At 63.8% G+C, this 26,263-nt stretch carries 27 protein-coding genes; 6 read left to right on the forward strand and 21 right to left on the reverse strand.

Features of this window, described 5'->3' with window-relative positions; all coding sequences use genetic code 11:
* Nucleotides 1–10 precede the first annotated feature (10 nt).
* The 6 genes from rdgB to clpS all read right to left on the reverse strand — a co-directional run bounded on the left by rdgB (nucleotide 11) and on the right by clpS (nucleotide 4,378).
* Nucleotides 11–658: an RdgB/HAM1 family non-canonical purine NTP pyrophosphatase gene (gene rdgB / locus AC50X5_RS01940; protein WP_494974484.1), complete on the reverse strand. Its 648-nt coding sequence runs from the start codon at nucleotides 656–658 to the stop codon at nucleotides 11–13.
* Nucleotides 655–1,413: a ribonuclease PH gene (gene rph / locus AC50X5_RS01945; protein WP_494974485.1), complete on the reverse strand. Its 759-nt coding sequence runs from the start codon at nucleotides 1,411–1,413 to the stop codon at nucleotides 655–657. The genes rdgB and rph overlap by 4 nt, the downstream gene beginning before the upstream one ends.
* Nucleotides 1,414–1,479: 66 nt before the next feature.
* The gene (locus AC50X5_RS01950) at nucleotides 1,480–2,277 is read right to left on the reverse strand and encodes an MBL fold metallo-hydrolase (RefSeq protein WP_463934222.1); all 798 of its coding nucleotides are present in this window, start codon (nucleotides 2,275–2,277) and stop codon (nucleotides 1,480–1,482) included.
* Nucleotides 2,274–3,311, reverse strand: a complete 1,038-nt coding sequence (gene murI / locus AC50X5_RS01955; protein ID WP_494974486.1) for a glutamate racemase — start codon at nucleotides 3,309–3,311, stop codon at nucleotides 2,274–2,276. Before murI ends, AC50X5_RS01950 begins: the two co-directional genes overlap by 4 nt.
* Before the next feature lie 109 nt (nucleotides 3,312–3,420).
* On the reverse strand, nucleotides 3,421–3,987 hold the full coding sequence (locus AC50X5_RS01960; RefSeq protein WP_494974487.1) for a DUF2017 domain-containing protein: 567 nt from the start codon (nucleotides 3,985–3,987) through the stop codon (nucleotides 3,421–3,423).
* Nucleotides 3,980–4,378 carry an ATP-dependent Clp protease adapter ClpS gene (gene clpS / locus AC50X5_RS01965; RefSeq protein WP_493984588.1) on the reverse strand — a complete coding sequence of 133 codons (399 nt, stop codon included), beginning with the start codon at nucleotides 4,376–4,378 and terminating at the stop codon, nucleotides 3,980–3,982. The genes AC50X5_RS01960 and clpS overlap by 8 nt, the downstream gene beginning before the upstream one ends.
* 94 nt (nucleotides 4,379–4,472) lie before the next feature.
* Here clpS and AC50X5_RS01970 point away from each other — a divergent pair, with 94 nt between their 5' ends.
* Both AC50X5_RS01970 and AC50X5_RS01975 read left to right on the forward strand, forming a co-directional pair.
* Nucleotides 4,473–5,801, forward strand: coding sequence for a nicotinate phosphoribosyltransferase (locus AC50X5_RS01970; RefSeq protein WP_494974488.1), 1,329 nt, complete (start codon nucleotides 4,473–4,475; stop codon nucleotides 5,799–5,801).
* Complete coding sequence (locus AC50X5_RS01975) at nucleotides 5,801–6,442, forward strand: isochorismatase family protein (RefSeq protein WP_494974489.1); 642 nt, start codon at nucleotides 5,801–5,803, stop codon at nucleotides 6,440–6,442. The genes AC50X5_RS01970 and AC50X5_RS01975 overlap by 1 nt, the downstream gene beginning before the upstream one ends.
* 33 nt (nucleotides 6,443–6,475) lie before the next feature.
* On the opposite strand, the gene AC50X5_RS01980 is transcribed toward AC50X5_RS01975, so the two are convergent.
* From AC50X5_RS01980 to AC50X5_RS02015, 8 genes are all read right to left on the reverse strand, one after another.
* Nucleotides 6,476–8,248 carry a DEAD/DEAH box helicase gene (locus AC50X5_RS01980; RefSeq protein ID WP_494974490.1) on the reverse strand — a complete coding sequence of 591 codons (1,773 nt, stop codon included), beginning with the start codon at nucleotides 8,246–8,248 and terminating at the stop codon, nucleotides 6,476–6,478.
* The gene (locus AC50X5_RS01985; protein WP_463934236.1) at nucleotides 8,248–8,586 is read right to left on the reverse strand and encodes a DUF3039 domain-containing protein; all 339 of its coding nucleotides are present in this window, start codon (nucleotides 8,584–8,586) and stop codon (nucleotides 8,248–8,250) included. The genes AC50X5_RS01980 and AC50X5_RS01985 overlap by 1 nt, the downstream gene beginning before the upstream one ends.
* Nucleotides 8,587–8,600: 14 nt before the next feature.
* Nucleotides 8,601–9,383, reverse strand: a complete 783-nt coding sequence (nagB, locus tag AC50X5_RS01990; RefSeq protein ID WP_494974491.1) for a glucosamine-6-phosphate deaminase — start codon at nucleotides 9,381–9,383, stop codon at nucleotides 8,601–8,603.
* 33 nt (nucleotides 9,384–9,416) lie between these two features.
* The gene (locus AC50X5_RS01995) at nucleotides 9,417–10,988 is read right to left on the reverse strand and encodes a transporter (protein WP_494974492.1); all 1,572 of its coding nucleotides are present in this window, start codon (nucleotides 10,986–10,988) and stop codon (nucleotides 9,417–9,419) included.
* Nucleotides 10,970–11,779, reverse strand: coding sequence for an ABC transporter ATP-binding protein (locus AC50X5_RS02000; protein WP_494974493.1), 810 nt, complete (start codon nucleotides 11,777–11,779; stop codon nucleotides 10,970–10,972). Before AC50X5_RS02000 ends, AC50X5_RS01995 begins: the two co-directional genes overlap by 19 nt.
* 141 nt (nucleotides 11,780–11,920) lie before the next feature.
* On the reverse strand, nucleotides 11,921–13,015 hold the full coding sequence (locus tag AC50X5_RS02005) for an NADH:flavin oxidoreductase/NADH oxidase (protein ID WP_494974494.1): 1,095 nt from the start codon (nucleotides 13,013–13,015) through the stop codon (nucleotides 11,921–11,923).
* Complete coding sequence (locus AC50X5_RS02010) at nucleotides 13,015–14,040, reverse strand: co-chaperone YbbN (RefSeq protein ID WP_494974495.1); 1,026 nt, start codon at nucleotides 14,038–14,040, stop codon at nucleotides 13,015–13,017. The genes AC50X5_RS02005 and AC50X5_RS02010 overlap by 1 nt, the downstream gene beginning before the upstream one ends.
* 74 nt (nucleotides 14,041–14,114) lie before the next feature.
* Nucleotides 14,115–15,911, reverse strand: coding sequence for a DUF8094 domain-containing protein (locus AC50X5_RS02015; RefSeq protein WP_494974496.1), 1,797 nt, complete (start codon nucleotides 15,909–15,911; stop codon nucleotides 14,115–14,117).
* A gap of 191 nt (nucleotides 15,912–16,102) precedes the next feature.
* Between AC50X5_RS02015 and AC50X5_RS02020 the strand changes: the two genes are divergently transcribed.
* Nucleotides 16,103–17,467, forward strand: coding sequence for an AI-2E family transporter (locus AC50X5_RS02020; RefSeq protein WP_494974497.1), 1,365 nt, complete (start codon nucleotides 16,103–16,105; stop codon nucleotides 17,465–17,467).
* A gap of 50 nt (nucleotides 17,468–17,517) precedes the next feature.
* Here the strand turns inward: AC50X5_RS02020 and AC50X5_RS02025 are convergent, their stop codons facing one another.
* On the reverse strand, nucleotides 17,518–18,318 hold the full coding sequence (locus AC50X5_RS02025) for an alpha/beta hydrolase (protein WP_494974498.1): 801 nt from the start codon (nucleotides 18,316–18,318) through the stop codon (nucleotides 17,518–17,520).
* 81 nt (nucleotides 18,319–18,399) lie between these two features.
* Nucleotides 18,400–18,726 (reverse strand): Rv1322 family protein, encoded by a 327-nt coding sequence (locus AC50X5_RS02030; protein WP_494974499.1) that lies wholly within the window; start codon nucleotides 18,724–18,726, stop codon nucleotides 18,400–18,402.
* Nucleotides 18,727–18,759: 33 nt separating this feature from the next.
* Between AC50X5_RS02030 and nucS the strand changes: the two genes are divergently transcribed.
* The 3 genes from nucS to AC50X5_RS02045 all read left to right on the forward strand — a co-directional run bounded on the left by nucS (nucleotide 18,760) and on the right by AC50X5_RS02045 (nucleotide 21,237).
* Entirely contained in the window at nucleotides 18,760–19,455 is a 696-nt protein-coding gene (gene nucS / locus AC50X5_RS02035) for an endonuclease NucS (RefSeq protein WP_494974500.1), read from the forward strand.
* A gap of 25 nt (nucleotides 19,456–19,480) precedes the next feature.
* A complete protein-coding gene (locus AC50X5_RS02040; protein WP_494974501.1) occupies nucleotides 19,481–20,761 on the forward strand; it encodes an N-acetylglucosamine-6-phosphate deacetylase in 1,281 nt (426 codons plus the stop codon).
* Nucleotides 20,762–21,033: 272 nt separating this feature from the next.
* Nucleotides 21,034–21,237: a cold-shock protein gene (locus AC50X5_RS02045; protein ID WP_330187749.1), complete on the forward strand. Its 204-nt coding sequence runs from the start codon at nucleotides 21,034–21,036 to the stop codon at nucleotides 21,235–21,237.
* Nucleotides 21,238–21,351: 114 nt separating this feature from the next.
* Here AC50X5_RS02045 and AC50X5_RS02050 read toward each other — a convergent pair whose 3' ends face one another.
* The 5 genes from AC50X5_RS02050 to atpA all read right to left on the reverse strand — a co-directional run bounded on the left by AC50X5_RS02050 (nucleotide 21,352) and on the right by atpA (nucleotide 26,214).
* Nucleotides 21,352–21,783: a DUF2550 domain-containing protein gene (locus AC50X5_RS02050; RefSeq protein WP_494974502.1), complete on the reverse strand. Its 432-nt coding sequence runs from the start codon at nucleotides 21,781–21,783 to the stop codon at nucleotides 21,352–21,354.
* 10 nt (nucleotides 21,784–21,793) lie between these two features.
* Nucleotides 21,794–22,078, reverse strand: coding sequence for a F0F1 ATP synthase subunit epsilon (locus AC50X5_RS02055; RefSeq protein WP_463934260.1), 285 nt, complete (start codon nucleotides 22,076–22,078; stop codon nucleotides 21,794–21,796).
* Between the two features lies 1 nt (nucleotide 22,079).
* Complete coding sequence (gene atpD, locus AC50X5_RS02060) at nucleotides 22,080–23,534, reverse strand: F0F1 ATP synthase subunit beta (protein WP_463934262.1); 1,455 nt, start codon at nucleotides 23,532–23,534, stop codon at nucleotides 22,080–22,082.
* A 78-nt stretch (nucleotides 23,535–23,612) separates the two neighbouring features.
* Nucleotides 23,613–24,503, reverse strand: coding sequence for a F0F1 ATP synthase subunit gamma (locus AC50X5_RS02065; protein ID WP_494974503.1), 891 nt, complete (start codon nucleotides 24,501–24,503; stop codon nucleotides 23,613–23,615).
* A gap of 73 nt (nucleotides 24,504–24,576) precedes the next feature.
* Nucleotides 24,577–26,214 carry a F0F1 ATP synthase subunit alpha gene (atpA, locus tag AC50X5_RS02070; RefSeq protein ID WP_463937917.1) on the reverse strand — a complete coding sequence of 546 codons (1,638 nt, stop codon included), beginning with the start codon at nucleotides 26,212–26,214 and terminating at the stop codon, nucleotides 24,577–24,579.
* Nucleotides 26,215–26,263 lie beyond the last annotated feature (49 nt).

Genomic DNA, 26,263 nt, shown 5'->3' on the forward strand with positions numbered 1-26,263 from the left:
TGCTCCGCTGTCAGGCCGTAACCGCGGGAGTAAGCACCTCGGCTATGGCCGGCAGGAGCGCCCGGAAGGCCTTGCCGCGGTGGCTGATGGCGTTCTTCTCCTCAGCACTGAGCTCCGCGCAACTGCGCGACTCGCCGGCGGGCTGCAGGATGGGATCGTAGCCGAAGCCGCCCTCCCCGCGGGGTTCCCGTAACAGCAGGCCTTCCAGCTGGCCATACTCCACCACTTCGCGGCCATTCCCAGGGCCCGGCACTGCGAGCGCGGCAGCGCATACGAAGGCCGCATGCCGGTGGGGGTCGGGAATGTCGGCCAGCTGAGCCAGCAGCAGTTGCAGGTTTGCGTGGTTGTCACCGTGGCGGCCGGACCAACGGGCCGAGAAGATTCCCGGAGCTCCGCCCAACACATCGACGGCCAGGCCGGAGTCATCAGCGATGGCGGGCAATCCGGTGGCCTCGGCGACGGCCCGTGCCTTCAGCAGTGAATTCTCGGCGAAGGTGGTACCTGTTTCGACGACGTCCGGGGCACCTGCAACAGCAGCGTCCACCACCTGGGTGTCGACGTCGAGCCCTGGCACCTGGCCGCGGAGGATTTCACGCAGTTCGCGCAACTTGCCCTGGTTGTGGGTGGCAAGGACCAGGCGTGGACCCGAGCCGGTCACAGCGAATCCGCGAGCGTCTCGCGCTGGATGGCAGCAAGCTGGCTGGTGCCCAGCAGCGCGAGGTCCAACAGCTTGTTGAGTTCATCGCGGTCGAAGGGTGCGCCTTCGGCAGTTCCCTGTACCTCGACAAACTTGCCTGATCCGGTGACAACAACGTTCATGTCGGTCTCTGCCCGTACATCCTCCACATAGGGCAGATCAAGCATGGGAATACCGTCAATGATGCCCACGGAGACGGCGGCGATGGTGTCGATCAACGGTTGGGCGTTCCTGGCGATCAGCTTGTTGTCGCGCGCGAAGCGGATAGCGTCGGCAAGTGCCACGTAGGCGCCGGTGATCGCGGCGGTGCGGGTGCCGCCGTCGGCCTGCAAAACGTCGCAGTCCAGGACGATGGTGTTCTCCCCCAACGCTTTCGTATCGATGATGGACCGGAGGGAACGACCGATCAGCCGGGAGATTTCATGCGTGCGGCCGCCGATCTTGCCCCTCACTGATTCGCGGTCGGAACGGGTATTCGTGGCCCGGGGAAGCATCGCGTACTCTGCGGTGACCCAGCCGCGGCCTTCACCCTTGAGCCAGCGCGGGACGCCCGCCGTCAATGAAGCTGTGCACAGCACCCTGGTGTTGCCGAACTCGATCAGGGCCGAACCTTCGGCTTGTTTTGACCAGCCGCGGGTGATGCTGATGGGACGGAGCTGGTCAGGGGTACGGCCGTCGGCGCGCGTCACCGGAGCGGTTGTTGCTTCAAAAGTCATGGCTCCAGCATATCCATCCGGCGGACCGGCCCGGTCGCCACGGCCCGCCCTGGGTGTCCAGCCGGCTCAGACGGTGTAGTGGACACCGGCGACAGCGATGGCCACATCTCCGGCAAATGCCGGCCGGGCCTCGGCCATCACCGTGGTTGCGGAAGTCCATACCGGAAGGTGGGTCAGGAGCAATCGCTTGGCGCCCGCTGCGGTTGCCGCCTCCGCGGCGCGCTTCCCGGTCAGGTGCACGTCCTTTACGGCGTCGTCGCGTCCCTCTTCGAAGGCTGCTTCGCAGAGGAAAAGGTCGGCACCGCGCGCGGCATCCTCCAACCCCTGGCAGGAATCCGTGTCGCCGGAGTATGTGAGGATCCTCGAGACGGGAACGCCGTCCTTCCCCGGTTCGGTGACCTCCACGCGCAGGGCGTAGGCCTCTTCGATGGGATGGTTTACGGCATAAGGCGTGACGGTAAACGGGCCCACCACTACAGGTTTACGCTCGGCCCAGTTCGTGAAGTCGAATTCGTCGTGCATCCCGGGGTCCAGCTCCAAGCCGTAGGCAGTGGCCATCCGGTCTGCCGTCGCCGCCGGCCCCCACACAGGAATCCGCCCGGCATCCCAACCTCCGGGCTTCCAGCGGACGGCCACGTGCAGCCCGCACAGGTCCATGCAGTGGTCCGGATGCAAGTGGGTCAACAGGATGGCATCGATGTCCTCGAGGTCCGTGTAACGCTGGATCGCCCCCAGGGACCCGCTGCCCAGGTCAAGGACGATCTTCCATGTACGTTCGCCATCCGTAGCGGTCAGGAGGTAGCAGGACGCCGGCGATCCGGGTCCCGGGAACGATCCTGTGCAGCCAACAATAGTGAGTTTCACCGCCGGATCCCCCCGCCCGTGTCCGCGGCGAACCCGGAGCTCCGCACAAAGTTAGACGTGCGCCTGCGTGGTGAGGCGTCCTGCGCGGCAGCGATCATCTCCGGGGTGATCCGGGCCAGGCTGCCGGTGGGGTACTGGGCTGAGACGTGGTCCACGTGCTGGACGGACAAGACTTCCGGGCCGAGGAACCGGCGCGCCAGGGCTTCAAAGTGGCTGGCGTCACCGGTTGCTATGAAGTGGTGCTCGGGCGCGGCAGGATTCGTGCGCTGGAGTCCATTGTTAACCAGGGCGCGGTACACATCCTTGGCGGTCTCCTCCGCACTGGACACGAGCGTGACGTCCTCGCCCATGACGTAGGAAATGACGCCGGTCAGCAACGGGTAGTGTGTACAGCCCAGCACGACGGTGTCCACGCCGGCGTCCTTGAGCGGGGCCAGGTATTCCTGTGCCACCGCGAGGAGTTCGGGTCCGGTGGTTATGCCCGCCTCGACGTAGTTCACGAATTCAGGGCAAGCCACCGAGGTGATGCGAAGGTCAGGCGCTGCGGCAAAGGTATCCTCGTAGGCCCGGGACCCCACCGTGGCCGAAGTGCCGATGACGCCTACGCGGCCGCGACGCGTTGCTGCCACGGCACGGCGCACTGCCGGCTGGATGACCTCGATCACGGGGATGCCGTACCTCGCGGTGTAGCGCTCCCGGGCGTCCCGCAAAACAGCCGCCGACGCCGAATTGCAGGCAATGGTGAGCAGCTTCACCCCGGAATCCACCAGTTCGTCCATCACGCCCAACGCGTTCGCACGGACTTCCGCTATGGGCAGAGGACCATAAGGCCCGTGGGCGGTGTCTCCTACATACAGGATGGATTCGTGGGGCAGCTGGTCAATGATCGACCTCGCTACAGTCAGCCCTCCCACGCCTGAATCGAACACGCCAATGGGACGGGACGCCATCCGGCCGCCGGCGGTGCTGCTGGCTGTGGACTCGGTCTTCGCTGCGGGTGCGGCTGACAGATCCGTATTCGAGGCTGTAGTCATTGTTATTCGAGGATAGGTCTTCGCTGCGGGTGCGGCCATCACATTGCGTCGCTACTTCTGTCTCGTTTGTCACATTGCGGGAGGATAGCCAACGCCGGAGCAGGCCCGGTCAGCGTGAGGTGCCCAGCGATTGGAGCATCGCCTGGACCAATGATTCCTGCAGCCATGTAGTGAAGTTATAGACGAGGGCCAGGTAGCTTCCCACATCTTCAGCCTGGGACCAGTCCTGCATCAGGTGGACGTGCTCGGCATCTTCCTCATCCCGGATATCGAGCCGCTCGGCCAGGACCAGCCGGATATCGTTGAGCGCCATTGACCAGTGCCGGGCACCGGTATCACTCAACAGGATCTCATCCTTGTCCAGGTCAAGGGCTGCAGCCTTGAGTGCTCCGATCTTTGTTTCCCGCAGCGACCGCTCAGTGAGCTGACGGAACTCCAGGGAGGCAGCACTGTCATCCCTGCTGACATTGGGGAGCAACCTCCGCACAGCGGAATCAGTGGGTTCACGCACCTGCATATCCAGCCCGATCATGGCGGCCAGCGGGTCTTCGTGCGCTGCGTCGTGCGGCTCCAGCATGGAAATGACATCACCGATCAGGCCGCGGAGCAGTTCACGTTCGGCTGGCTCCAAATATCCGGAAATGCCTTTGACTCCATATTTGAACGCCTTAGCCACGGTTTCCCTTACCCTTCCCGGAATTGCTTCCGGCATCATCTCCGGAACCGCTCTTGCCTTTGCCGGATCCGCCGCCGGCCTTCTCCACCGTTGCCCAGAGGCCAAAGCCATGCATTGCCACGGCATGCCGTTCCACTTGTTCCTTGCTGCCGTGGGCAACGATGGACCGGCCCTTCTTATGGACTTCCATCATGAGCTTGTTCGCTTTGCTTTCCGGGTAGCCGAAGTAGCTCTGGAAGACGAAGCTGACATAGCTCATCAGGTTCACGGGATCATTCCAGACCACCAGGTTCCAAGGGATGTCCGGAGCCGTCAGGGAGGAGGTGGACTCTTCTGTTCCGGCCCGGGTCCCCTCCCGGGTTTGGGGGTCGATCGCAACGCTTAAGCTCATCTGTTCATTCTATGGTGGCGCTGTGCCCATGCCGGCGAGGGTCCCGCGTTGAGCGCAGCGAGACGTGGGAGCCGGCGGGGACTAGAGTGAATTTGTGAGTACATCAGCCGGCTGGAACCACCCACGCGCGTCCTTGTATACCGACCATTACGAGCTGACCATGCTGCAGGCAGCCCTCCACTCCGGAGCCGCGCACCGCAAGTCGGTCTTCGAAGCTTTCGCGCGTCGCCTTCCCGACGGCCGGCGCTACGGGATTGTTGGTGGAACGGGACGACTGCTCGAAGGCCTCGCGCATTTCCGGTTCACCAAGCCGGAACTTGAATTCCTGGAGGCCACGAGCGTGGTCAACAAGGAAACCCTTGAGTTCCTGGCCGACTTCCGGTTCTCCGGTGATATCTGGGGCTACGCGGAGGGCGAGGCTTATTTCCCCAACTCCCCCATCCTGATTGTTGAGTCCACCTTCGCCGAGGCTTGCATCCTGGAGACGTTCATCCTCTCCGTCCTGAACCACGACAGCGCCATCGCATCCGCGGCATCCCGGATGATCAGCGCCGCCGGCAACCGGCCGTGCATCGAGATGGGCTCCCGCCGTACCCATGAGGAAGCTGCCGTCGCCGCCGCCCGCGCCGCCGTCATCGCAGGTTTCGCAAGCACCTCCAACCTGGAGGCAGGCCTCCGCTACGGCATCAAGACTGTCGGCACCGCGGCGCACTCGTTCACGCTGCTGCACGACACCGAACGTGACGCATTCGAGGCGCAGATCGCCTCGATGGGCGCGGGAACCTCGTTGCTGGTGGATACGTACGACGTCGAAACAGCGGTGCGTACCGCCGTCGAACTGGCCGGCGACAAGCTGGGTGCGGTCCGGCTGGACTCCGGCGACCTCGTGGCACAGGCCCAATGGGTGCGGCAACTGCTGGACAGTCTGGGCAACGAGAACACGAAAATCGTGGTGACCTCCGACCTCGACGAATTTGCCATCGCCTCGCTCGCATCGGCACCGGTTGATGCGTACGGCGTGGGCACGTCGCTGGTGACCGGCTCGGGCGCCCCCACGGCCAGCATGGTTTACAAGCTGGTCAGCCGCCAGGATGACGCCGGCACTTTCGTCTCAGTGGCAAAGTCAGCCAAGAACAAGGCAAGCGTCGGCGGACGAAAGTATGCCCTGCGCCGGCTGAATGAGCGCGGCGTGGCCACACATGAGATCGTGGGCATCGGCCAGCGGCCGGACAACGACGGCAACGACCGTGAGCTCTTGCAGCACTTTGTCAAAAACGGTGAGGTGGTCCCGGGCTGGACCGGTCCGGAGGGCGTTGAGCGTGCCCGCCGGCGCCATGCGGATTCGATGCGGGAACTTCCCGCCGTCGTCAACCGGCTGCAGCGTGGCGAAGCCGCTATTCCCACCAGCTACGAGGAGGACTGATGTCCAAGGCACTGATCATCGTTGATATCCAGAATGATTTCTGCGAAGGCGGCAGCCTGCCGGTTTCCGGTGGCGCCGCAGTCGCGGGAGCCATCAGCGAATACCTTGACCGTCATCGCATCGAATTCGACCACGTCGTGGCCACCCAGGACTGGCACATCGATCCGGGTGCACATTTCTCGGACACGCCGGACTTTGTGGACAGCTGGCCGCCGCACTGCGTAGCCGGCACTAAGGGCGCCGATTTCCATCCGGACCTGGACACCGAATACATCCAGGCGTTCTTCCGCAAGGGCCAGTACGCCGCCGCATACTCCGGCTTCGAAGGACTCATGGCACCCGAGGACGAGGTTCCGGTTGGCGAGCGGCCTGCCGGTTCGCTATCCGGCTCTTCGCCGGCCGCCGTGTCCGCCGAGGACCTGGAAGACGCTATCGGGCTGGATGACTGGCTCCAGAGCCATGACGTCGAGGATGTTGTAGTGGTGGGCCTGGCCACTGATTACTGTGTGATGTCCACTGCGTTGGATGCCGTGCAGGCCGGCTATGGTGTGGCCGTGGTCCGGAAACTCACGGCCAGCATTGCTGAGGACCCCTCTGACGCCTATGCCGAGATGGAGCTGGGCGGAGTCGAACTGATCTAACGCCGCAGCTATGCGGCCTGCGCCGCCGGACACCTAGGTCCGGCCGATGAACCAGTCCTGCAGCTTCCGCAACCGCTTCTGCAGCTGTTCCTCGTTTGCCTGGGCCACGGGCGGACCCCCGCAGATGGTTCGCAGCTTGGTGTGGATTACTCCGTGGGGGGTGCCTGTGCGGGCAGACCACGCGGCAACGTTCTTGGCCAGTTCACTGCGCAAGTCCATGAGCATGCGGTGATCGGGCACAGCCGGGGCGGCCTCCTGTGCCGGGGCGCGGCCTTTCCTCCGGTTCAGTTGCTCATGCTGGCGCTGCCGCAGCAGGGTGCCCACCTGTTCGGCGTCCAGCAGGCCGGGAATGCCGAGGAAATCCAGTTCCTCTTCCGAGCCCACTTCTCCCCCGGTGCCGAACTCGCCGCCGTCGAACAGTACCCGGTCAAAGGACGCCTGCGAATCGAGGGCCTCGAATTTGCCCTTAGTCAGCGAATCCGAGGCCTTGTCCTCACTGTTGGCCTCGGCCATCAACGAATCCTCTGGAGTAAACAGGCCGTCGTCGTCTTTCTCCGGCCGATCCAGGGCATGGTCGCGTTCGGCTTCCATGGAGTTCGCCAGTGCCATCAGCTGGGGCACGGACGGAAGGAACACCGACGCGGTCTCACCGCGCTTGCGGGCACGCACAAAGCGACCCACGGCCTGGGCGAAGAACAGCGGCGTCGATGTGGATGTGGCGTAGACACCCACAGACAGGCGAGGCACGTCAACGCCTTCTGACACCATGCGAACGGCTACCATCCAGCGTTTGTCGCTGACCGTAAACTCTTCGATCTTGCTTGAGGCCTTGGCGTCGTCGGACAGGATCACGGTGGGTGATTCGCCCGTGATGCGTTTCAGCTGCCCCGCATAGGCCCGCGCATCCTCGTGGTCCGTGGCAATGACCAGTCCCCCGGCATCAGGAACCGTCCGGCGTACTTCGCTCAGCCGCCTGTCTGCTCCCGCCAGTACCGCCGGGATCCACTCGCCAGCAGGATTCAGTGCTGTGCGCCAGGCCTGCGAGGTGATGTCTTTGGTGACTGCCGCTTCGCCCAGCGAGGCGGCCATTTCCTCACCCGCGCTTGTGCGCCAGCGCATCTGCCCTGAGTAGGCCATGAACATTACCGGGCGGACCACATGGTCCCGCAGCGCATTGCCGTAACCGTAGGTGTAATCGGACTTGGAGCGCCTGATGCCGTCCCGGTCCTCCACGTAGTCAACAAACGGAATGGGTGACGTATCAGACCGGAACGGCGTCCCGGTGAGGGCAAGCCGACGGATGGCAGGATCGAATGCTTCACGCAGGCCGTCACCCCAGGACATGGCTTCGCCGCCGTGGTGGATCTCATCCAGAATCACCAGGGTCCGCGCCGCCTCGGTTTTGGCCCGGTGCAACAACGGCTTGCTGGCAACCTGGGCATAAGTTACCGCGACGCCAATGAAACCGCGGCCATGCTGGCCGTCGGCATTCTTGAAGTTGGGATCGATGGCAATGCCAACCCTGGCTGCAGCGTCAGCCCACTGCCGCTTGAGGTGGTCTGTGGGTGCCACGATGGTAATGCGGTTAACGACGCCGGACTCGATGAGCATGGAGGCCACCCGGAGCGCAAAGGTGGTCTTGCCTGCTCCGGGAGTAGCCACCGCAAGAAAGTCACGCGCATTGCGGCTGAAATAGAGATCGAGTGCTTCCTGCTGCCAGGCACGCAGCTTCGGGGCGGTGCCCCACGCTGCCCGCTCCGGATAAGCAGGGGGAAGAGCGGGACCGCCAAAGAGAGTGTCAGCCACTAGTTCTTGTTGCCCGAATCTCCTGAACCACTGCCGCCGTCCTTGCCGGGGCGGAGGCCTTCATAGACCTCTTTGCACTCCGGGCAAACCGGAAACTTCTTCGGGTCCCTTCCCGGTGTCCAGACCTTGCCGCAAAGTGCGATCACAGGATCTCCGGTCATGGCCGATTCCATGATCTTTTCCTTGCGGACATAGTGCGCGAAGCGCTCGCGGTCGCCCGGTTCGACTTCCTGGCGCAGTTCCTCGCGCTCTATGGTTGCCGTGGACGTGCCGGCTCCGGACAGCTCGCGCATGGGGTCGTTTTCAAGGGGGTCCGTCATGCTGGTCATGCCTTCCATCTTAGCCGCTTGACTCAGAGCCCCTGCCAGTCGGGCTTGTCCTCGTAAGCATGCCGGTAGTAGTCGGCCAGCCGCAGGGAGGACGCAGCGGCCTCGTCGATCAGGATGGTGGCGTGCGGGTGGAACTGCAGGATGGAGGCTGCGCAAATGGCAGCTACCGGCCCTTCCACGAAGTCCCGCACGGCCTGCGCCTTCTGCGCGCCGGTAGCCACCAGGACTACGTGCTTTGCATCCATAATGGTCCCCAGCCCTTGTGTTATGACGTGGTGCGGGACCTCCGCAATGCTGTCGAAGAAGCGTGCGTTGTCGCGCCGGGTCTGCTCGATGAGGGTCTTGATCCGGGTGCGCGACGCCAGAGACGACCCTGGTTCGTTGAACCCGATGTGGCCGTCCGTTCCAACGCCCAGAATCTGCAGGTCGACCCCGCCCAACTCCTTGATGGCGTCCTCGTAGGCCCGGCATGCCGCGGGGATATCGGTTGCGGCACCGTCTGGACCATGGACGTTCTCCGGCGCAATGTTCACCCGGTTGGTGAACTCCCGGCGGATCACCTCGCGGTAGGACTGCGGGTGCCCGCCGGGAAGTCCGACATACTCATCCAACGCGAAGCCGTGGGCACGGCTGAAATCCAGGCCGTCCCGCTCATGGCGCAAGGCCAGCTCATCGTAAACAGGCAGCGGGGAGGATCCCGTGGCCAGCCCCAGGACAGCATCGGGCTTGCGGCGGACCAACGCTTCGATGGCATCGGCAGCAAGCCTGCCGATCTGTTTGCTGCCTGGCAGGATGACAACCTCCACGATTCACTTTCCTTCTGTCCTGGTGCGTTGGGGCTAACGGTTCACGCTGAGCTCGGCCAGCAGTTCGGGGCCGCGGGCATCCAGCCAGCGGCCACCAAGCCTGATGCCCGCCACAAAGAGCGCCAGTCCAAGTATCGGTCCCACGGCCAGATTGATCCATCCGAACACGGCATCGCCCGTGACGCTTTGCGCAATGATCAACCCGATCTCAGGCAGCGCCAGCACCACCAGGACCAACATGCCGCCAAATTGCACCAACATGGTCTGGGCAGCATTGCCCGGGGGTTTCTTGAACGGGCTGTCACCCGGCAGCGGGACGGCGATGTTGTAGCGGGCCGACACCACTGAAGACAGCCCCAGGCCGGTCAACAGCAGGCCGCAGGACAAGCCCAGGATGCCCGGCAGCCAGCTCCAGTCGCCGCTCATGACGAACGGGAAGACGACAAAGAAAGCCACCAGGGGAATCGACAGAATGAGGCAGGCAAGTGCGCGGCCCAGCCGGTCTGCCCGGCCGCCGACGCTTGTGGTCAGGTGCAGCGCAAAGGCGGTGTTGTCGTAGGAGATATCGGCCGAAATGGACCAGGCCATCAGGAATGCCGTGAGCGGACCCATGATCACCAGGCTTCCGGCGCCACCGTTCTGCGCGGACTGGAAGAACAGCACAACGGCCAGCAGGGGGATAACCACCAGGGAGCCGCCGTACCGCGGGTCGCGGAACCAATATGTCAGTGCCCGGGCCGTCACAGCTCCGGCCGGTGTGGCCGGCATCAAGCTGAAGAAACCAAGTTTCCGGCCACGTTTAGTAGATCCTCCCGAGTAAGCGGGTGTCACCAGGGCCCGGGCCAGCAGGCCATTCCAGGCCCAGGCAAGCACGGCAAGGTACACACAGGCCAGTAGAAATTTGAGCGCGGCCGCCCCGGCATCCCCGGCGGCGAGATCGCCCCCGACGGACCATGCCGCCCCTAGTGGGCTCCAGGAAAGTGCCTGTGCCAGGACCGGCAGGAACCCTGCCGAGCTGCTGATCCCCTGTGTCACGCCGACGCCGATGGGGCCAAGCAGCATCAATGGGATGAAGGCAATGACGCCGCTGACGTCCTTGAACTTCCGTGAAGACGCCAGGCCTGCCGTGGCAGTGGTGGTCACCCGGGCGATGACGATGCACGTCATGGTTCCGAGCACCGCCCCAACAAGGGCTCCTGCGGCCGGCAACACACCATGCGACCATGTGGCCACGGTGCCGAGTGAGGTCAGAGCGGTGACGGCCCCGGGAATCCCGATCAGCCCACCCAGCGCAAGTCCAACCAGCATCTGGGGCATGGGGATGGCGTAGGTGGTGAAGCGTGATGGGTCGAGGGTAAGGTCCACGGAGGAAAGAACTACCGGAATCACGGCCCAGCCCAGCACTGCAGCGGAACCGCTGAGCACGATGATTGTCTGGGCAAGGGCGATATCTGCCTGACGCAGCATCACCAGGCCAACCACCAGAGTGACGACGATCCCCACTGCGTACAGGGCGCCGATGACGATGCCCACCAGCTGCCAGGGGCTGCGCCGCAGTCCGTTGCGCAGCAGGGTGAGCTTGAGCCTTAGGAGGTGCGCAACCATTCCAGCCCTTCCGTGGTGTGGCGGCCGCCTACCAGCTGCACGAACCGGTCTTCCAGGGAAGCACCGTCCCGGACCTCATCAATGGTCCCTGACGCCAGAAGCCGGCCCCCGGCCACGACGGCAACGCGGTCGCACATCCGCTGGACCAGGTCCATCACGTGGCTGGAAACAATAACGGTGCCGCCGGACGTCACGTAGCCATCCAGGATTGAGCGGATATTCGCTGCGGACACAGGATCCACCGATTCGAAGGGTTCATCGAGGACCAGCACACGCGGCGCATGGATCAGCGCCGAGGCAAGGGCAATCTTCTTTGTCATGCCGGCGGAATAATCAACCACAAGGGTTCCGGCGTCCTTGACCAGGTCCATGGCAGCCATCAGGTCAGCAACGCGGGCGGCTACGGTGTCCTTGTCCATACCGTGCAGCAGGCCGGCGTAGGTGACCAGCTGTTCGCCGGTGAGCCTGTCAAACAGCCGGACACCGTCGGGGAGGATACCCAGCAGCTTTTTGGCCTCGATCGGCCGCTGCCAGACGTCGACTCCGTGGACAGCCGCCGATCCGAGGTCCGGACGCAGCAGGCCGGTAGCCATCGACAGTGTGGTGGTCTTGCCGGCCCCGTTAGGGCCGACGACGCCGAAAAATGAACCGGCGGGAACATCCAGGCTGATGCCGTTGACGGCGACCTTGTCACCGAAGCGCTTGGCCAGTCCACGGATAGCGAGGGCGGGTACGGAGCCACCGTCCGGCGGTGGCGTGGGCAGGTCCGGTAGCGGGTATTGAGCTGTCATGGTGCCAGCCTAGTCCGCTCCATCCCTTGGGAGAGTCCTCCCGGAGGAGTAGCGCTTCAGGCGTACGGAGGATGGTGAGCCGGCGGTTCCGGAGGAACATCGGCAGTACCTGGGCAGTAAATTCAGGGCAATAACAAACGCCTAAAACGAACGCCGGGGATACGCCCGCTGGTATTGCGGAAGCCAGTCCTGCCGGAAGCCGAGCTCGACGCCGGCGCGCTGCCACCAGTGCGGATCGCGCAGGGCCGCGCGGGCCAGGAACACGGCGTCGGCCTGGCCGCTGACGAGGATGTGTTCTGCCTGTTCGGCCGTGGTAATCATGCCGACAGTCCCGGTAGCGACGCCGGCCTGTTCCCGGATTTTCGCCGCAAACGCGGTCTGGTAGCCAGGCCCCGGGCGGATGTTCTGGTGGGCAACGGCGCCGCCACTGGAAACGTCAACTAAATCAACGCCGCGCTCAGCTGCCTGAGCCGCAAGCCGCACGGACGCGTCAATGTCCACGCCACCGTCGGCCCAGTCCGTTGCGGATATCCGGAGCAGCAACGGCATGCCGTCCGGAATGGCCTCGCGGACGGTGTCCACCACGGCCAGCATCAATCGGTTGCGACTGGCCTCGTTGCCGCCCCAGGAGTCGCTGCGCTGGTTGATGAGGGGACTCTGGAACTGATGCAGCAGGTAGCCGTGGGCGCCGTGGATCTCCACGGTGTCGAACCCGGCTTCCACCGCGCGCAGGGCGGCCGACCTGAAGTCGTCGATAACGGCCAGGATGTCCTCTTCGGTCATTTCCCTGGGTGTTGCGTAGCCGTCATATGCCACCGGCGACGGGCCTACTGTCTCCCAGCCGCCGTCGGCAGCTCCGACGCTGCCCGTACTGCCCGAGAACGGCCAATAGGTAGAGGCCTTCCGCCCCGCGTGCGCCAGTTGGACACCGATTTTGGCATTGCTGTTGCTGTGGACGAAATCGGTGATCCGGCGCCAGGACTGCACTTGGGCATCGTTGTAGATCCCGGCGTCCCTGGGGCTGATCCTGCCCGCTGGGTTAACCGCGGCAGCCTCCGTAAGGATCAGGGCAGCGCCGCCGATCGCGAAGGAACCGAGGTGCACCAGGTGCCAGTCTGTGGGAACTCCCTCCGCTTCGGGCTCACAGCTGTACTGGCACATTGGCGACACCCAGCCCCGGTGGGGCAGTTCCAGCGAGCGCAAGGACAGCGGTGCGAAGAGCAGCGGATCTGCCACTAGAACAGCACGCGTGCCAGGGCCTGGCGGGCCGCGACCACCCGCGGATCGGACACACCCACGACGTCGAAGAGCTCAAGCAGGCGGACGCGGGCGGCCTCGCGGTCCGGGCCGAAGTTCCGGCCGATGAATGCAACCACCCGGTTGAGCCCGTCCTCGACGTGCCCGCCGGCGATGTCCAGGTCAGCCACGCCAAGCTGGGCATCAAGGTTGTCCGGTTCGTTGGCTGCAAGGGTGCGCAGAGCCTCGCTGTCCTCGGCAGTCAGGACCTGCAGCCTGGCCATCAGTTCCACCTGGGCCAGGCCTTCCTTCGCCTGGGTGTCCGCCGGGGCCTCCCGGAGGGCCTGGCGGTAGGCAGCTGCTGCGGCGGCAAAATCCCCGGCCTCGATGGCGTCGTAGGCTTCCTGATGCAGCGGCGGCAGTGGTGCAGGCTGGTCGGCTTCGGCAGCTCCCCCGCCCACGTTGCCGGCGACGCCGTTGGCCGCGGCGACCTTGAGGAGTTCGTCCAGCAGGCTCCGGATCTGGCCCTCATCCGCGGAACCCTGGAACAGCGGGACGGGCTGGCCCTTGAGTACTGCAACGGCGGTTGGCACGGATTGGACCTGGAAGGCCTGAGCCAGCTGCGGGAAGGAGTCGATGTCGGCTGCGCCCAGCACGAGCCTGCCGTCGTAGCTGTCCACGATCATTCCCAGGGTGTCACGCAGGCCTGCTGACTCAAGCGCAAGCGTCGACCACAGGACAAAGACGACGGGAACCTGGGCAGAGAGTTCCACCAGGCCCTGGAAGTTCTGTTCGGTAACCTCAACCCTCAGCGAGGGCTGCGCACCGGGCGCGCGGCCGGCGGCGCCGGCACCTGCTGAAGTTTCACCTCCCGGTGCTCCAGCACTGCTCTGGACAGACGATGCACCGGGCGGTGCAGCCGGAGGTGCAGGCCGCTGTTTCAGGGAGGAAAGGTCGACGGCGCCACGGAGGTTAAGCTGGCTGGCGCCGGCGGGCTGGACTGGACGGGAAGCAGGCGAACTCATGCCTCCCACTTTAGCCACTCCATGCCCGGCCGGCGCCACTGGGGCACTGCGCCGCATGACGCGCACAACTGCCGCTACTTGAAGCTGGCCCCTACCAGTCCACGGTTTGCGGCAATGAGCTGCATGGGATCCGCGGAACCAGCCGGCGGAACGTAGACGGCTACGGACTCCGCGAAGTTCAGCACCATACCTGTTGTAGTTTCTGTGCCGCCGGCCAGGACAGCAGCATCTTCACCGATGGTCAGCTTGTCACCTTCGGCCTTGGGCGTGCCATCGAAGGCAAAAGTGAGCCTGCCGAGCACCAGCGCACCGCCGTCGCCGGTCCGGAACACAGTGGTGCTCTCCGGGTCAACCTTGTGGGTGAAGGCAAACGTACCGTTGGTTCCGGCGGTGACAACCTCATTCTGGTATGACAGCGTGTCCGCGATGTACGGCGAGGCGGCTCCGTCCACCAGCTTGTCCTTGAACGCCGATTCGGCAGTGGTCAGGCGGTCGGCCAGGCCGGCGAGGGCTTCATCGCCGCTGTAGAGCAGCCCGGACTTGTCGGCGGGAGCCAACGTCTGCGCAGCGCCGTCGCGGTCAAGGGACGGCAGGGTGACGCCTGGCTGGAGCAGCGTGGTCTTGGTCAGCTTGTAGTTCTCACGCGGCGAGTTCTGGACCAACGTCAGAATCTGGGGAACAGCATTTCCTTCGCCCTGGGTCACTGCCAGCACGGAGCGTGGCCACTGCGGCTGCTCCGTCACGACGCTGGTCAGCAGTTTGGTGGAGCGGACGGGCGTCCGGGCGGCATAGGAGCCGACGGCTGCACTGATCTTGTAGTTCTGGGTACGTACTTCAAGTTCCGTTTCCGCCACCCGCGGTCCGAGCTTGCTGGCGTCCTTCGCGGCATCGGCGGCGTCAACGGTGCTGGCCACCTGTTCCAGGACGCGGCGCAGCTGCGCTTCGAGCAGCACCGGGGCAGCAGCCGCCCCTGCGGCTTCCGTTGATGGCGCTCCGGTGGAGTCCGTGGGCGCCGGAGTAGCAGCAAGAGCCGGAGCGCCGGTTCCTACCACAACGGCGGCCGTCACGGCAGCGACCACCAAGCGAAGGCGGGCGCCGGGCTTCCCGGCGTCCGGGTTTTCGGTGCCTCCAGCGGCGGGGACATGGGTACCCGCAGCGGATGGATCATGGGGAACGAAAGGCGACTTGGCAGTGCTGCGGGTCTTGTTGCCGCCGTCGCCGTTTTTCCCGGAGTCCTTCGTGCCCCGGCCGCCGCCCTTGCCACGGAACAAGCCGAGGGCCGGAAGAACGAGCCCGGCGAAGAGGATCAGCGAGCCTGCAACAATCAGTGGAACTGCCCACGGGGTGGAGGTGTCATTGGGGAACGTCATGGAAATCTCCGTGGGTGCGGCGGCAGTACCGTCGCCGGCCAGGAGCAGGGACCACTCGCCGTCGGCCGGAGCCGTCCAGGTGTAGTCAAGCTGCCCGTTGGCGTTTTCGCTGGATACCCACAAATCGGATCCGGCGGGCGTCGGCGCTGTGGCCTCGCCGTCAGTGTGTTCCACCTGCAGTGACTTCTGGTCTTCGGAGACACCGCTTATGGTGTTATGGCTTGTCCCGCCAACCCAGGCATCAACGTCGCCCGGACGGCCTACAGCGAGGAGGAAGCCGCCGTCGCCCTTGACGTTGATCTTGACGGTTCCACCATGGATGGTGCGGAGTTTCTCGTCGATCACTGTCAGCGGAGCGGCGGCCGGTTCACCCGCTACCGAGGCGGTGAAAGTCTCCGAAGGAGCCCAGATGGTCTTCTGTCCGATTCCGGCCAGGAGAGTAAGGAGGCCGAGCAGCACGAGTGCGGCTGCAGTCTTGAAACGCAAGGAATCACCTATCATCAGCGGGGGTTTATCTTCAATGGTAACGGTTTTATTACTAATACCTCAGTCGGCGAGCCAAACATGGCTCGCGGCAGGGTCCGTGAAAACGTTCCATCCCGCCGATGGCAAGGCTGCTGATAGTGTTTGCGATGATCATCACATCAGGCCCGCGGCAGCGGTGCCATGCACGGTAAGGGCACTAAACTCCAGTGACTGAACATCAGGAATCGCCCGCGGTGAACCCGCAATCCGACTCCTCGGCAGACTCTTCAGTCGACTTCGTGGCAGGCCCAACAGCCACCGAGCCCGAACAACCCGAGCCTGCCGTTCCGGCCGCTGCCCAGGCCGCCGGGAGGCGTCCTTTCCCGCAGGCGGCGTTCGGGGCCCTGGTGCAAAAGCTGCGGCAGCCCCTCCCCGGCGCCCAGCCGCGGCGGCGCTTCGAAATGCCGCCGGAACAGCGTCCGGCTGGCCCGTCCTCCGGGAGCGATCCCGCTGCTGAAGGACCGGACACCGCCCTCGTCCCGGCCGGTGTACGGACGCCGTTCCAGCACCCGCTGTATTTCGGCTTTATGGGAACAGTGGGTGTGGGCTGTGCGCTCCTGTTCTTCTGGATCGGGAGCAACATCACACAGCTGCTGCTCTGGATCGTCACCGCCCTGTTTATCGCGCTTGGTTTGGATCCGGTGGTCCGCTGGCTGGAAGGGCGCAGGATTCCCAGGCCGGCCGGCATCCTGGTGTCCGTTGGTGTGCTGGCTGCATCGGTGGCCGGATTTATCGCCATCCTCATTCCCACCATCGTGGAACAAGTCACGGAAGTCGTGGAGCAGGCGCCCACCTGGATCCGGGACTTTATCAACTCCGATCTCTTCCGCAGTGCTGACGACCAGTTCGGCATCCGTGACCGGATCAACGAAGAACTCGAAAAGTTCGCCAATGATCCCCAGGCAATGAGCGGGATCTTCGGCGGCGTGGTGGGTTTTGGGTCAACGGTGGCAAACGGCCTTTTCGGCACCTTGATCGTGCTGGTCCTGAGCCTGTACTTCCTGGCGGCTATGCCCTCCATGAAACGGTGGGGCTACCGGCTCGCGCCGCGGTCCCGCCGTGCCCGGGTGGAAGTACTGTCGGAGCAGATCACCCGCTCGGTGGGCAATTACGTCATCGGCCAGGCGTGCGTTGCCGTACTTAACGCCACCTTCGCCTTCATCGTGATGTCCATCCTGGGCATACCGTTCGCCGTTCTGCTGGCGTTTGTGGTTGCCCTGCTGGCCTTCATTCCGCTGGTGGGCGGATTGATAGCAGCCGTAGTCGTCCTCCTGATTTCGCTGACCGTCGGCTGGCAAACCACTGTCATCTACGCCGTCTGCTACTTCGCCTACCTGCAGTTTGAGGCCTACTTCATCTCGCCGCGCATCATGCAGAAGGCAGTGGCCGTCCCGGGCGCCGTTGCCGTGATCTCAGTCATTGCCGGCGGGTCCCTCCTGGGAATCCTCGGTGCCCTGATCGCCATCCCCACCGCAGCGGCCGTCCTGCTGCTGGTCAAGGAAGTCTTCATCGTCCGCCAGGACAGCCACTAGCGGACAGCCTTTCCATCCGGTGGGCGGCGCCAGCTCGAACGTTGGGCGGCTCAGGCGGGTGCGGTGGCCATCGGTCCGGACCACTCCTGGGGAAGGCCTGTGGGGCCGGCACCGGCGGGCGTGACGTCGTCGACGATCTCGTTGAGGACCCGCGCCGCATACTTCTCCCCTACCCACAGGTGCTTCGCACCATTGACGCCCAGGATCCGGGCCTGCGGCACCTTGCCGAAGCGCGCCTGCGCTTCGTCCGGTTTGAGGTAGTCGTCGTGCTCCGGCACCAGCACAGTCAACGGCTTCCCTGAAACGCCCCAGGCATCCAGGTCCCCGTCGCCGGCCCGGTGCAGCGGCGGGGAAAGCAGCACGGCGCCTTCCGTCTGCGAGGCCACCGGCTCCACAGCCCCGTACATCAGCGCCAGCTCCGTGCCGAAGCTCCAGCCCACCAGCCAGCGGTTCGGCAGCCCGCGGTCGACGGCAAACTGAACGGCAGCCTCGACGTCGTATCTTTCGCCCTTGCCGTCCTGGAACTCGCCCTGGCTGGTTCCACGCGGCGAGGAGGTGCCACGCGTGTTGAACCGGAGCACTGCCACTCCGGCCAGCGCAGGCAGCCGGTAGGAGGCCTTTCGGTACACGTGCGAATCCATGAAGCCGCCATGGGTGGGCAACGGATGAAGAGTGATCAGGGTGGCCGTCACGGTTCCCGACTCAGGCATCGCCAGCTCCCCCACCAGGGTGAGGCCGTCTTCCGTATGCAGCTCTACGTTCTCCCGTTTGGCCGGAAGGACCGTGGCCGCCCGGATGGGGGCAGCGGCGGAAGGCTGTTGGAAAACGTACGACGACGGGTCAAAAGTCATGCCTTACAGCTTAGCCGGGTGCCGCATGGCTCAGCGGCAGGGCTTAGCGACAGTCCGCGGCTGCCGCGCTGTTGGCAGGGCCTAGCGGTAGCGGTAGGTGCGGCCCTGCCAGCAGTTTGCATGCCAGTGCCGCCGCTCGGCCAAGCCGACCGAACTGCCAAAAATGTGGTCGTCCTTCCACACCACCAGGTGGGCGATTCCGGGCGGGACCTGACGGGAGCAACCGGGGCAGATGTAGGTTTTCTCGGCGTTGCGTGCGGTCATGGTACGGACTATCCAGTCGCCGTCCGGAGCGCTCTCACGCCGCGCAATGCCGGAACGTGCGCGCTCCAGATCCAGCTCGGGCACGGTGTTCAGGGGGTTATTCTTCCATACACCGGGCCGGCGTGGTCGGTTCGAACGTGGCATTCCTCTACGGTACAACCCGGTAGTCTTGTCCGCGTGCGTCTAGTCATTGCCCGTTGCTCAGTTGATTACGTCGGCCGTCTGAAGGCCCACCTCCCGCTTGCCACCCGGCTGCTGGTGGTCAAGGCCGACGGCTCCGTCCTGGTCCATTCCGACGGCGGCTCCTACAAGCCGCTGAACTGGATGAGCCCGCCTGCCACGCTCCGCGTGGCCTCCCCCGAGGACGTGGAGCTGGAAACGGGCGTAATGGAGCAGTGGACGGTCCAGTCCACCAAAACCGACGACCGGCTGATCATCAACATCCATGAACAGCTGCACGATTCCTCGCACGATCTTGGTGTTGATCCCGGCCTGATCAAGGACGGTGTGGAGGCGGATCTGCAGCGCCTGCTGGCCGAACAGATTGAAACCCTGGGTACCGGGTTCTCACTCATCCGCCGTGAGTACTTCACGGCGATCGGGCCAGTGGACATCCTGGCCCGGGACGCCGACGGTTCCACTGTAGCCATCGAGCTTAAGCGCAGGGGCGACATTGACGGCGTCGAACAACTCACCCGGTATCTGGAACTGCTCAACCGCGACCCTCTGCTGGCACCGGTCCGCGGCATTTTTGCAGCCCAGCAGATCAAACCGCAGGCGAAGGTCCTGGCAGCCGACCGCGGCATCGACTGCATCACCCTGGACTACGACGCCATGCGGGGTGTTGACGACAGCGGGTCCCGGCTGTTCTAAGGTAAGGCACCTCTAGAATCAGTCCATGACTTCCAGCCCGGCGTCCTTTGTCCCACCCGCGTCTTCACGCTTTATCCTGGCAGGGAGTATCGTCACGGACGGTCAGTCCATCCCGGACGCCCTGTTGGCTGTGGACGGTGACCGGATTGCCTATGCCGGCCCCAGGGAGGGATTCCCGGCGGAAGCCACTGGATTTGCCGGAGTGGAAACGACGTTCCTGCCCGAGGGCAGCCAGTTACTCCCCGGGCTTATTGATATCCACTGCCACGGCGGCAATGGCGGCGATTTCCCGGCCGGTGACGAATCATCCGCGCGGCACGCGATCGACTTCCTGCACCGCTCCGGAACGACGACCCTGCTCGCCAGCCTGGTCACTGCGCCGCGAGAGATGCTGCTGCAGGGAGTCGAGCTTTTCAGCAGGCTCACGGAAGAGGGCCTCCTCGCCGGGATCCACCTCGAGGGCCCCTTCCTCTCGCATGCGCGCTGCGGCGCCCAGAATCCTCACTACCTCCTGAATCCGGACCTTGAGCTCACCGCGGACCTGCTGGCAGCCGCCCGCGGCAAGCTGGCCACTATGACCTATGCCCCCGAATTGCCCGGGGCAGGCGACCTCGTGGATCTACTGACGTCCCACGGTGTTATCCCCTCACTGGGACATACCGATGCGGACGACGCTACAACCGCCGCATCCCTGGCCGCTGCTCGGGACGGACTCGCCGCCGCCGGTTTTGACGGCAGCAGTCCTCTGCCCACCGTCACCCATCTCTTCAACGGCATGCCTCCGCTCCATCACCGCTCACCCGGTCCCGTCGCTGCGTGCCTTCGCAGCGCTGCCGCCGGCCACGCCATTGTGGAACTTATTGCCGATGGCACCCATCTTGCTCCGGAGACGGTCGCCACAGTTTTTGGGCTGGTGGGGCGTGCCAACATCGCCCTGGTGACGGATTCGATGGCGGCCGCCGGGCTTTCTGACGGAAGGTACATGCTGGGACCGTCTCCCGTGACTGTGACTTCCGGTGTCGCCATCCTCGATGCCACGGGCTCGATCGCGGGGGGTACGGCAACCCTGCTCGATGTAGTCCGTCGCTCGGTGTCAGCCGGGATCCCCTTGCCCGATGCGGTCTTTTCCGCCACCGCGGTGCCGGCCGCTGTCCTGGGGCTCTCAGATGAAGCAGGCGGGCTGCGCCGCGGCCTTCGCGCCGACGCAGTTGTGGTTCGCGAGGGGCTGGAGCTTTGCAGCGTTCTCCGGCATGGCAAGTGGCTTATGCGCCCGCAGCCTGAGCCGTCCGCCGGGGCACACAGTTAGCCCATCAGGCCCTGACCACCGGGTTTACCTGTTTTTTACGGAAAATTTGTCCTTACGGCCACCGAAACCGTTGACCCGGAAGCATCTGCCGTGGAATTCTTAGAGCAGTCTTTGTGTAGGTGTTTTTCATGCTCGCAAGACATGTTGCGAGCGCGAAGCTCCTGCAACGCCGGAACCTTTGGGGGACAGCAGGTCAGGATTCTTCTCGCGGAGTAACCAGGGCAGCACGCAGTGTGCTGGACTGAAATTAGTTCCACAATGAGGAGAAATAAATGGCACTGGGAACCGTCAAGTGGTTCAACGCTGAAAAGGGTTTCGGCTTCATCACGCCGGACGACTCCGATGGAGACGTCTTCGTTCACTACTCCGAAATCCAGACGGGCGGCTTCAAGACCCTCGATGAGAACCAGCGGGTTCAGTTCGAAATCGGTCAGGGCGCCAAGGGTCCGCAGGCCACCGGTGTAACGCTGGTCTAGCCTCGGCGGTTTCCAGCAGTTCGCTGGCAGCCACTACCAAATGATCCTCGGTATATATACCGGGGATCATTTTTTGGGCGTTGCGGTGGCGGCGCCGGGGTCCGTTGCCGGCGCCTAACGCCAGGTGCCTACTCCAATGACCGGCCCTGCCTCCAACCAGGACGACAGTCCGGTGTAGGCGTCGAACTTCATGGCGAGCCGGACCTCGCGGCCTTCATAGCGAAGATCTACAATCACGACCCCGGGCTGAACCTTCACCAGTTCACCCTCAGTGGGTGCCCGGCGGCCCAGCAGCTCCAGGGAGCTGCGTTTGAAGGTATACCGCGGCCGCACGTTCAGTGACAGCAGCTTGAACCATTCCAGCTCGTTGTCCTGGTAACGACAAACCCCCATCTGCCAGCGGTCTCCCGACAGGCAAATGGAGGCGTCCACGGTGCCCAAGGCGCGCCGCAATGTTATGCGGCGCACCCCGGAGAGGCACAGTGCAATAATCAGCAGTCCCAGAGCTACTGCTATGGCGATGAACGGAAAACCCGGTGCGTCCATCAAGGTGGTACTAGCGGATCCCTGCAGTAGCCGCTTCACCCAACTGGGCGTTGTCGGCAACAATAACCACCCGGTCGTTGTCTACGGAAAAGAATCCTCCGTCTACAGCTACCGACAGGCGGTCACCGGAAACCGGCTCAATGGCCAGTTCACCTTCGGCCAGGATCGCCAGCAGTGGCGAGTGGCCGGGGAGGATCCCAATTTCACCATCGCTGGTACGGGCCTTCACCATCTTGGCCGCTCCGGACCACACAAAGTGGTCCGCCGCGACAATCTCAACCTCAAGCTCAGCCATATTACTTAGTCTGTTCCTGGATCTTGGCCCACTGGCGCTCGACGTCATCAAGTCCACCAACGTTGAAGAACGCCTGCTCTGCCACGTGGTCGAGATCGCCGTCGCAGATCGCCGTGAAGCCTTCAACAGTGTCCTTGATGGACACGGTGGAGCCTTCGACGCCGGTGAACTGCTTGGCGGTGTAGGTGTTCTGCGAGAGGAACTGCTGGATACGGCGTGCACGCGACACGACGATCTTGTCCTCCTCAGACAGTTCATCCACGCCGAGGATCGCAATGATGTCCTGGAGTTCCTTGTTCTTCTGCAGGATCTGCTTCACGCGCACAGCGGTGTTGTAGTGATCCTTGCCGATGTACTGGGGATCCAGGATGCGGGAGGTGGATGTCAGCGGATCAACGGCCGGGTACAGACCACGGGAGGCGATTTCACGGGAAAGTTCCGTGGTCGCGTCGAGGTGTGCGAAGGTCGTTGCCGGAGCCGGGTCCGTGTAGTCATCTGCGGGAACGTAGATGGCCTGCATCGAGGTGATGGAGTGGCCCTTGGTGGACGTAATGCGCTCCTGGAGGAGGCCCATCTCGTCTGCCAGGTTCGGCTGGTAGCCCACAGCTGACGGCATACGGCCGAGGAGGGTGGAAACCTCAGAACCTGCCTGCGTGAAGCGGAAGATGTTGTCGATGAAGAGCAGCACGTCCTGGTTCTGCACATCGCGGAAGTACTCCGCCATGGTCAGTGCGGACAGTGCAACGCGCAGACGCGTTCCCGGCGGCTCATCCATCTGGCCGAATACAAGGGCAGTGTCCTTGAGAACGCCTGCCTCTTCCATTTCAACCCAGAGGTCGTTGCCCTCACGGGTACGCTCGCCAACACCGGCGAAGACGGAAGTACCACCGAAGTTACGCGCAACGCGGGTGATCATTTCCTGGATCAGAACGGTCTTGCCCACGCCGGCGCCGCCGAAGAGGCCGATCTTTCCACCCTTGATGTACGGGGTGAGAAGGTCGATGACCTTGATGCCGGTTTCCAGCATCTCGGTGGAACCCTCGAGCGTCGCGAAGGCCGGAGCCTTGCGGTGGATGGGCCAGCGTTCGCTGATGTCCAGTTCCGACTCTGCAACGTCCAGGGGCTGGCCCAGGACGTTGAAGATGTGGCCCTTGACGCCGTCGCCAACAGGCACGGAGATTGGAGCGCCGGAGTCGACGACCGACGTGCCGCGGACGAGTCCGTCGGTTGCCTGAAGCGAGATGGCGCGGATGAGGTTGTCACCCAGGTGCTGGGAGGTCTCGAACGTGATGGTTTTGGTCTCACCGTTGAGAGTAATCTCGGTGGTGAGGGCGTTGTAAATCGACGGGATTGCGTCAGCCGGGAATTCGACGTCGACAACCGGGCCGATAACACGGGCGATACGGCCGGTAGCACCGGACGTGGCGGCTACGTGTTCGGTAGCAGTGGCAGTCATCTCTCTCACTTCACTCAGTAGATGGCGTGGGGTTAAGTTCTATCTTTGGTGCAGGACTAGCTGTGCCCGAAGCGGGGGCTACGACGCGAGGGCGTCGGCACCGGCCACAATCTCGGAAAGCTCCTGCGTAATTTCAGCCTGGCGGGCCGTGTTGCGCAGACGCGTGTACTTTTTGATGAGGTCCGTAGCGTTGTCGCCCGCGGACTTCATGGCCCGCTGGCGTGCGGCAAGCTCCGAAGCTGCTGCCTGCAACATGGCTGCGAAGAGTCGGGACTCGATGTACCGCGGAAGCAGGGCATCAAGAACCCGCTCGGATTCCGGCTCGAACTCGTAGAGGGGCAGCAGCTCCGTTTCCGAAGCAGCCTCCTCCTCCACGACCTCAAGCGGCAGCAGGCGGATGACTGTCGGTTCCTGCGTCACCATTGACTTGAAGCGGGTGTAGACGACGTGGATCTCGTCCACTCCCCCGTCCTCGTAGTCCTTGGCAAACTCGGCCAGCAGCACTTCGCCGATTTCGCGGGCGGTCTTGAACTCCGGAGCATCCGTTCCGCCGGTCCAGACCTGCTCGGACGGACGGTTGCGGAAGTCGAAATACGCCTGCGCCTTACGGCCGACGAGGTAGGTCTTAACTTCCTTGCCTTCGGCGTGGAGCAGCTCATTGAGACCTTCCACCTGCTTGAGCACACTTGCCGAGTAAGAACCTGCAAGGCCACGGTCCGAGGTGATTACCAGGACGGCGGCGCGGCGGATCTGCTCCGGCTCAGTGGTCAGCGGGTGGTCGATTTCGCTTTGGCTTGCGACAGCAGAAACGGCACGCGTGATCGCGTTCGCGTAAGGCAGTGAAGCTGCTACGCGCGCACGGGCCTTGCCGATGCGCGAGGTAGCGATCAGTTCCATCGCCTTGAAGATCTTGCGCATCGACGTGGTCGAGCTGATCTTCTGGCGGTAGACCCGAATCTGGGCTCCCATACTTATCCTTTCCTAAGATTCCGTAAACCCGATGTGCCGGACCTGGGCGGCCCGGCACATCAGGAAAGCGGAACTAGCGCTTCTGCTTGACGATTTTTTCCTGGTCGACCTCGGCGTCAGAGATAGCGTTGTGCTCCTCGTGGCCGGCTCCTACCAGGTGGTTGTCACCCTCGCCGAAAAAGCCCTTTTTGAAGTCCACGATCGCGGTCTTCAGTGCCTCTGCGGTGTCGTCGTCCATGACGTTGGTCTGTGCCAGCGTGGTGAGGATCGAGGACTTGTGGGTCAGGTGCTCCAGGAACTCAGTCTCGAAGCGGTTGACGTCTTCAACCGGAACGTCATCCAGGTAGCCGTTGGTACCGGCCCAGATGGACACGACCTGGTTCTCGACCGGGAACGGTGAGTACTGGCCCTGCTTGAGCAGTTCCATCAGGCGCGCACCACGGGTCAGCTGCTGGCGGGAAGCCGCATCCAGGTCCGAGGCGAACATGGCGAATGCCTGCATGTCCCGGTACTGGGCAAGCTCCAGCTTCAACGTACCGGAGACCTTCTTCATGGACTTCACCTGCGCCGAACCGCCAACGCGGGAGACGGAAACACCCACGTCAACAGCGGGGCGCTGGTTGGCGTTGAAGAGGTCAGACTGCAGGAAGATCTGGCCATCGGTAATGGAGATCACGTTGGTCGGGATGTAGGCGGAAACGTCGTTCGCCTTGGTCTCGATCAACGGCAGTCCGGTCATTGAGCCGGCACCCAGCTCGTCTGAGAGCTTGGCACAACGCTCCAGGAGGCGGGAGTGCAGGTAGAAGACGTCGCCGGGGTAGGCTTCGCGTCCCGGCGGACGACGCAGTAGCAGTGATACTGCACGGTAAGCCTCAGCCTGCTTGGACAGGTCATCAAACACGATGAGGACGTGCTTGCCGCCGTACATCCAGTGCTGGCCGATAGCCGAACCGGCGTACGGTGCAAGGTACTTGAAGCCGGCGGGGTCCGAGGCGGGGGAAGCCACGATGGTGGTGTATTCCAGTGCGCCGTTGTCCTCGAGGGTCTGGCGGACAGCGGCGATGGTGGACGCCTTCTGGCCGATAGCCACGTAGATGCAGCGAACCTGCTTGGTCACGTCTCCCGAAGCCCAGTTGGCCTTCTGGTTGATGATGGTATCGATCGCGATGGCGGATTTGCCGGTCTGGCGGTCACCGATGATCAGCTGGCGCTGGCCACGGCCAATCGGAATCATCGCGTCGATGGCCTTCAAACCCGTCTGCATCGGCTCGTGGACCGACTTACGCTGGGTTACGCCCGGGGCCTGGAGTTCCAGTGCACGGGTGGTCTCAGCCTTGATCTCGCCGAGGTCGTCGATGGGCACGCCCAGCGGGTCGACAACACGGCCGAGGAAGGCGTCGCCCACGGGTACGGACAGAACCTGCCCGGTGCGGTGGACTTCCTGGCCTTCTTCGATGCCGGTGAAGTCACCGAGTACGATGACGCCGATCTCGCGGACGTCGAGGTTCTGGGCCAGGCCCAGGGTGCCGTCCTCGAAGCGAAGCAGCTCGTTCGCCATGACCGAGGGAAGGCCCTCAACACGGGCGATGCCGTCACTTGCGGTGGTTACGCGGCCGACCTCTACGCGTTCTGCGTTTCCGGGTTCGTAGGACGCCGCGAACTCGTTCAGCGCATTACGGACGTCGTCGGCGTTGATGGTCAATTCGGCCATCTGCAGTCCCTGCTCTCCTGTTTTCGTGATCATCGTTGCTCACGATGAC

The organism is Pseudarthrobacter sp. MDT1-40-2 (genome assembly GCF_059383595.1).

Bases quoted from the DNA above. Each gene is read 5' to 3' on its own strand.
- AC50X5_RS02025 (WP_494974498.1), bottom strand. From the start codon at position 18,318: ATGACTTTTGACCCGTCGTCGTACGTTTTCCAACAGCCTTCCGCCGCT.
- clpS (WP_493984588.1), bottom strand. From the start codon at position 4,378: ATGAGCTTAAGCGTTGCGATCGACCCCCAAACCCGGGAGGGGACCCGG.
- rph (WP_494974485.1), bottom strand. From the start codon at position 1,413: ATGACTTTTGAAGCAACAACCGCTCCGGTGACGCGCGCCGACGGCCGT.
- atpA (WP_463937917.1), bottom strand. From the start codon at position 26,214: ATGGCCGAATTGACCATCAACGCCGACGACGTCCGTAATGCGCTGAAC.
- AC50X5_RS01975 (WP_494974489.1), top strand. From the start codon at position 5,801: ATGTCCAAGGCACTGATCATCGTTGATATCCAGAATGATTTCTGCGAA.
- AC50X5_RS01985 (WP_463934236.1), bottom strand. From the start codon at position 8,586: ATGGAAGGCATGACCAGCATGACGGACCCCCTTGAAAACGACCCCATG.
- AC50X5_RS02015 (WP_494974496.1), bottom strand. From the start codon at position 15,911: ATGATAGGTGATTCCTTGCGTTTCAAGACTGCAGCCGCACTCGTGCTG.
- AC50X5_RS02055 (WP_463934260.1), bottom strand. From the start codon at position 22,078: ATGGCTGAGCTTGAGGTTGAGATTGTCGCGGCGGACCACTTTGTGTGG.
- atpD (WP_463934262.1), bottom strand. From the start codon at position 23,534: ATGACTGCCACTGCTACCGAACACGTAGCCGCCACGTCCGGTGCTACC.
- AC50X5_RS02030 (WP_494974499.1), bottom strand. From the start codon at position 18,726: ATGCCACGTTCGAACCGACCACGCCGGCCCGGTGTATGGAAGAATAAC.
- AC50X5_RS02000 (WP_494974493.1), bottom strand. From the start codon at position 11,779: ATGACAGCTCAATACCCGCTACCGGACCTGCCCACGCCACCGCCGGAC.
- AC50X5_RS02010 (WP_494974495.1), bottom strand. From the start codon at position 14,040: ATGAGTTCGCCTGCTTCCCGTCCAGTCCAGCCCGCCGGCGCCAGCCAG.
- AC50X5_RS02050 (WP_494974502.1), bottom strand. From the start codon at position 21,783: ATGGACGCACCGGGTTTTCCGTTCATCGCCATAGCAGTAGCTCTGGGA.
- AC50X5_RS02065 (WP_494974503.1), bottom strand. From the start codon at position 24,503: ATGGGAGCCCAGATTCGGGTCTACCGCCAGAAGATCAGCTCGACCACG.
- AC50X5_RS02045 (WP_330187749.1), top strand. From the start codon at position 21,034: ATGGCACTGGGAACCGTCAAGTGGTTCAACGCTGAAAAGGGTTTCGGC.
- murI (WP_494974486.1), bottom strand. From the start codon at position 3,311: ATGACTACAGCCTCGAATACGGATCTGTCAGCCGCACCCGCAGCGAAG.
- AC50X5_RS01995 (WP_494974492.1), bottom strand. From the start codon at position 10,988: ATGGTTGCGCACCTCCTAAGGCTCAAGCTCACCCTGCTGCGCAACGGA.
- AC50X5_RS02040 (WP_494974501.1), top strand. From the start codon at position 19,481: ATGACTTCCAGCCCGGCGTCCTTTGTCCCACCCGCGTCTTCACGCTTT.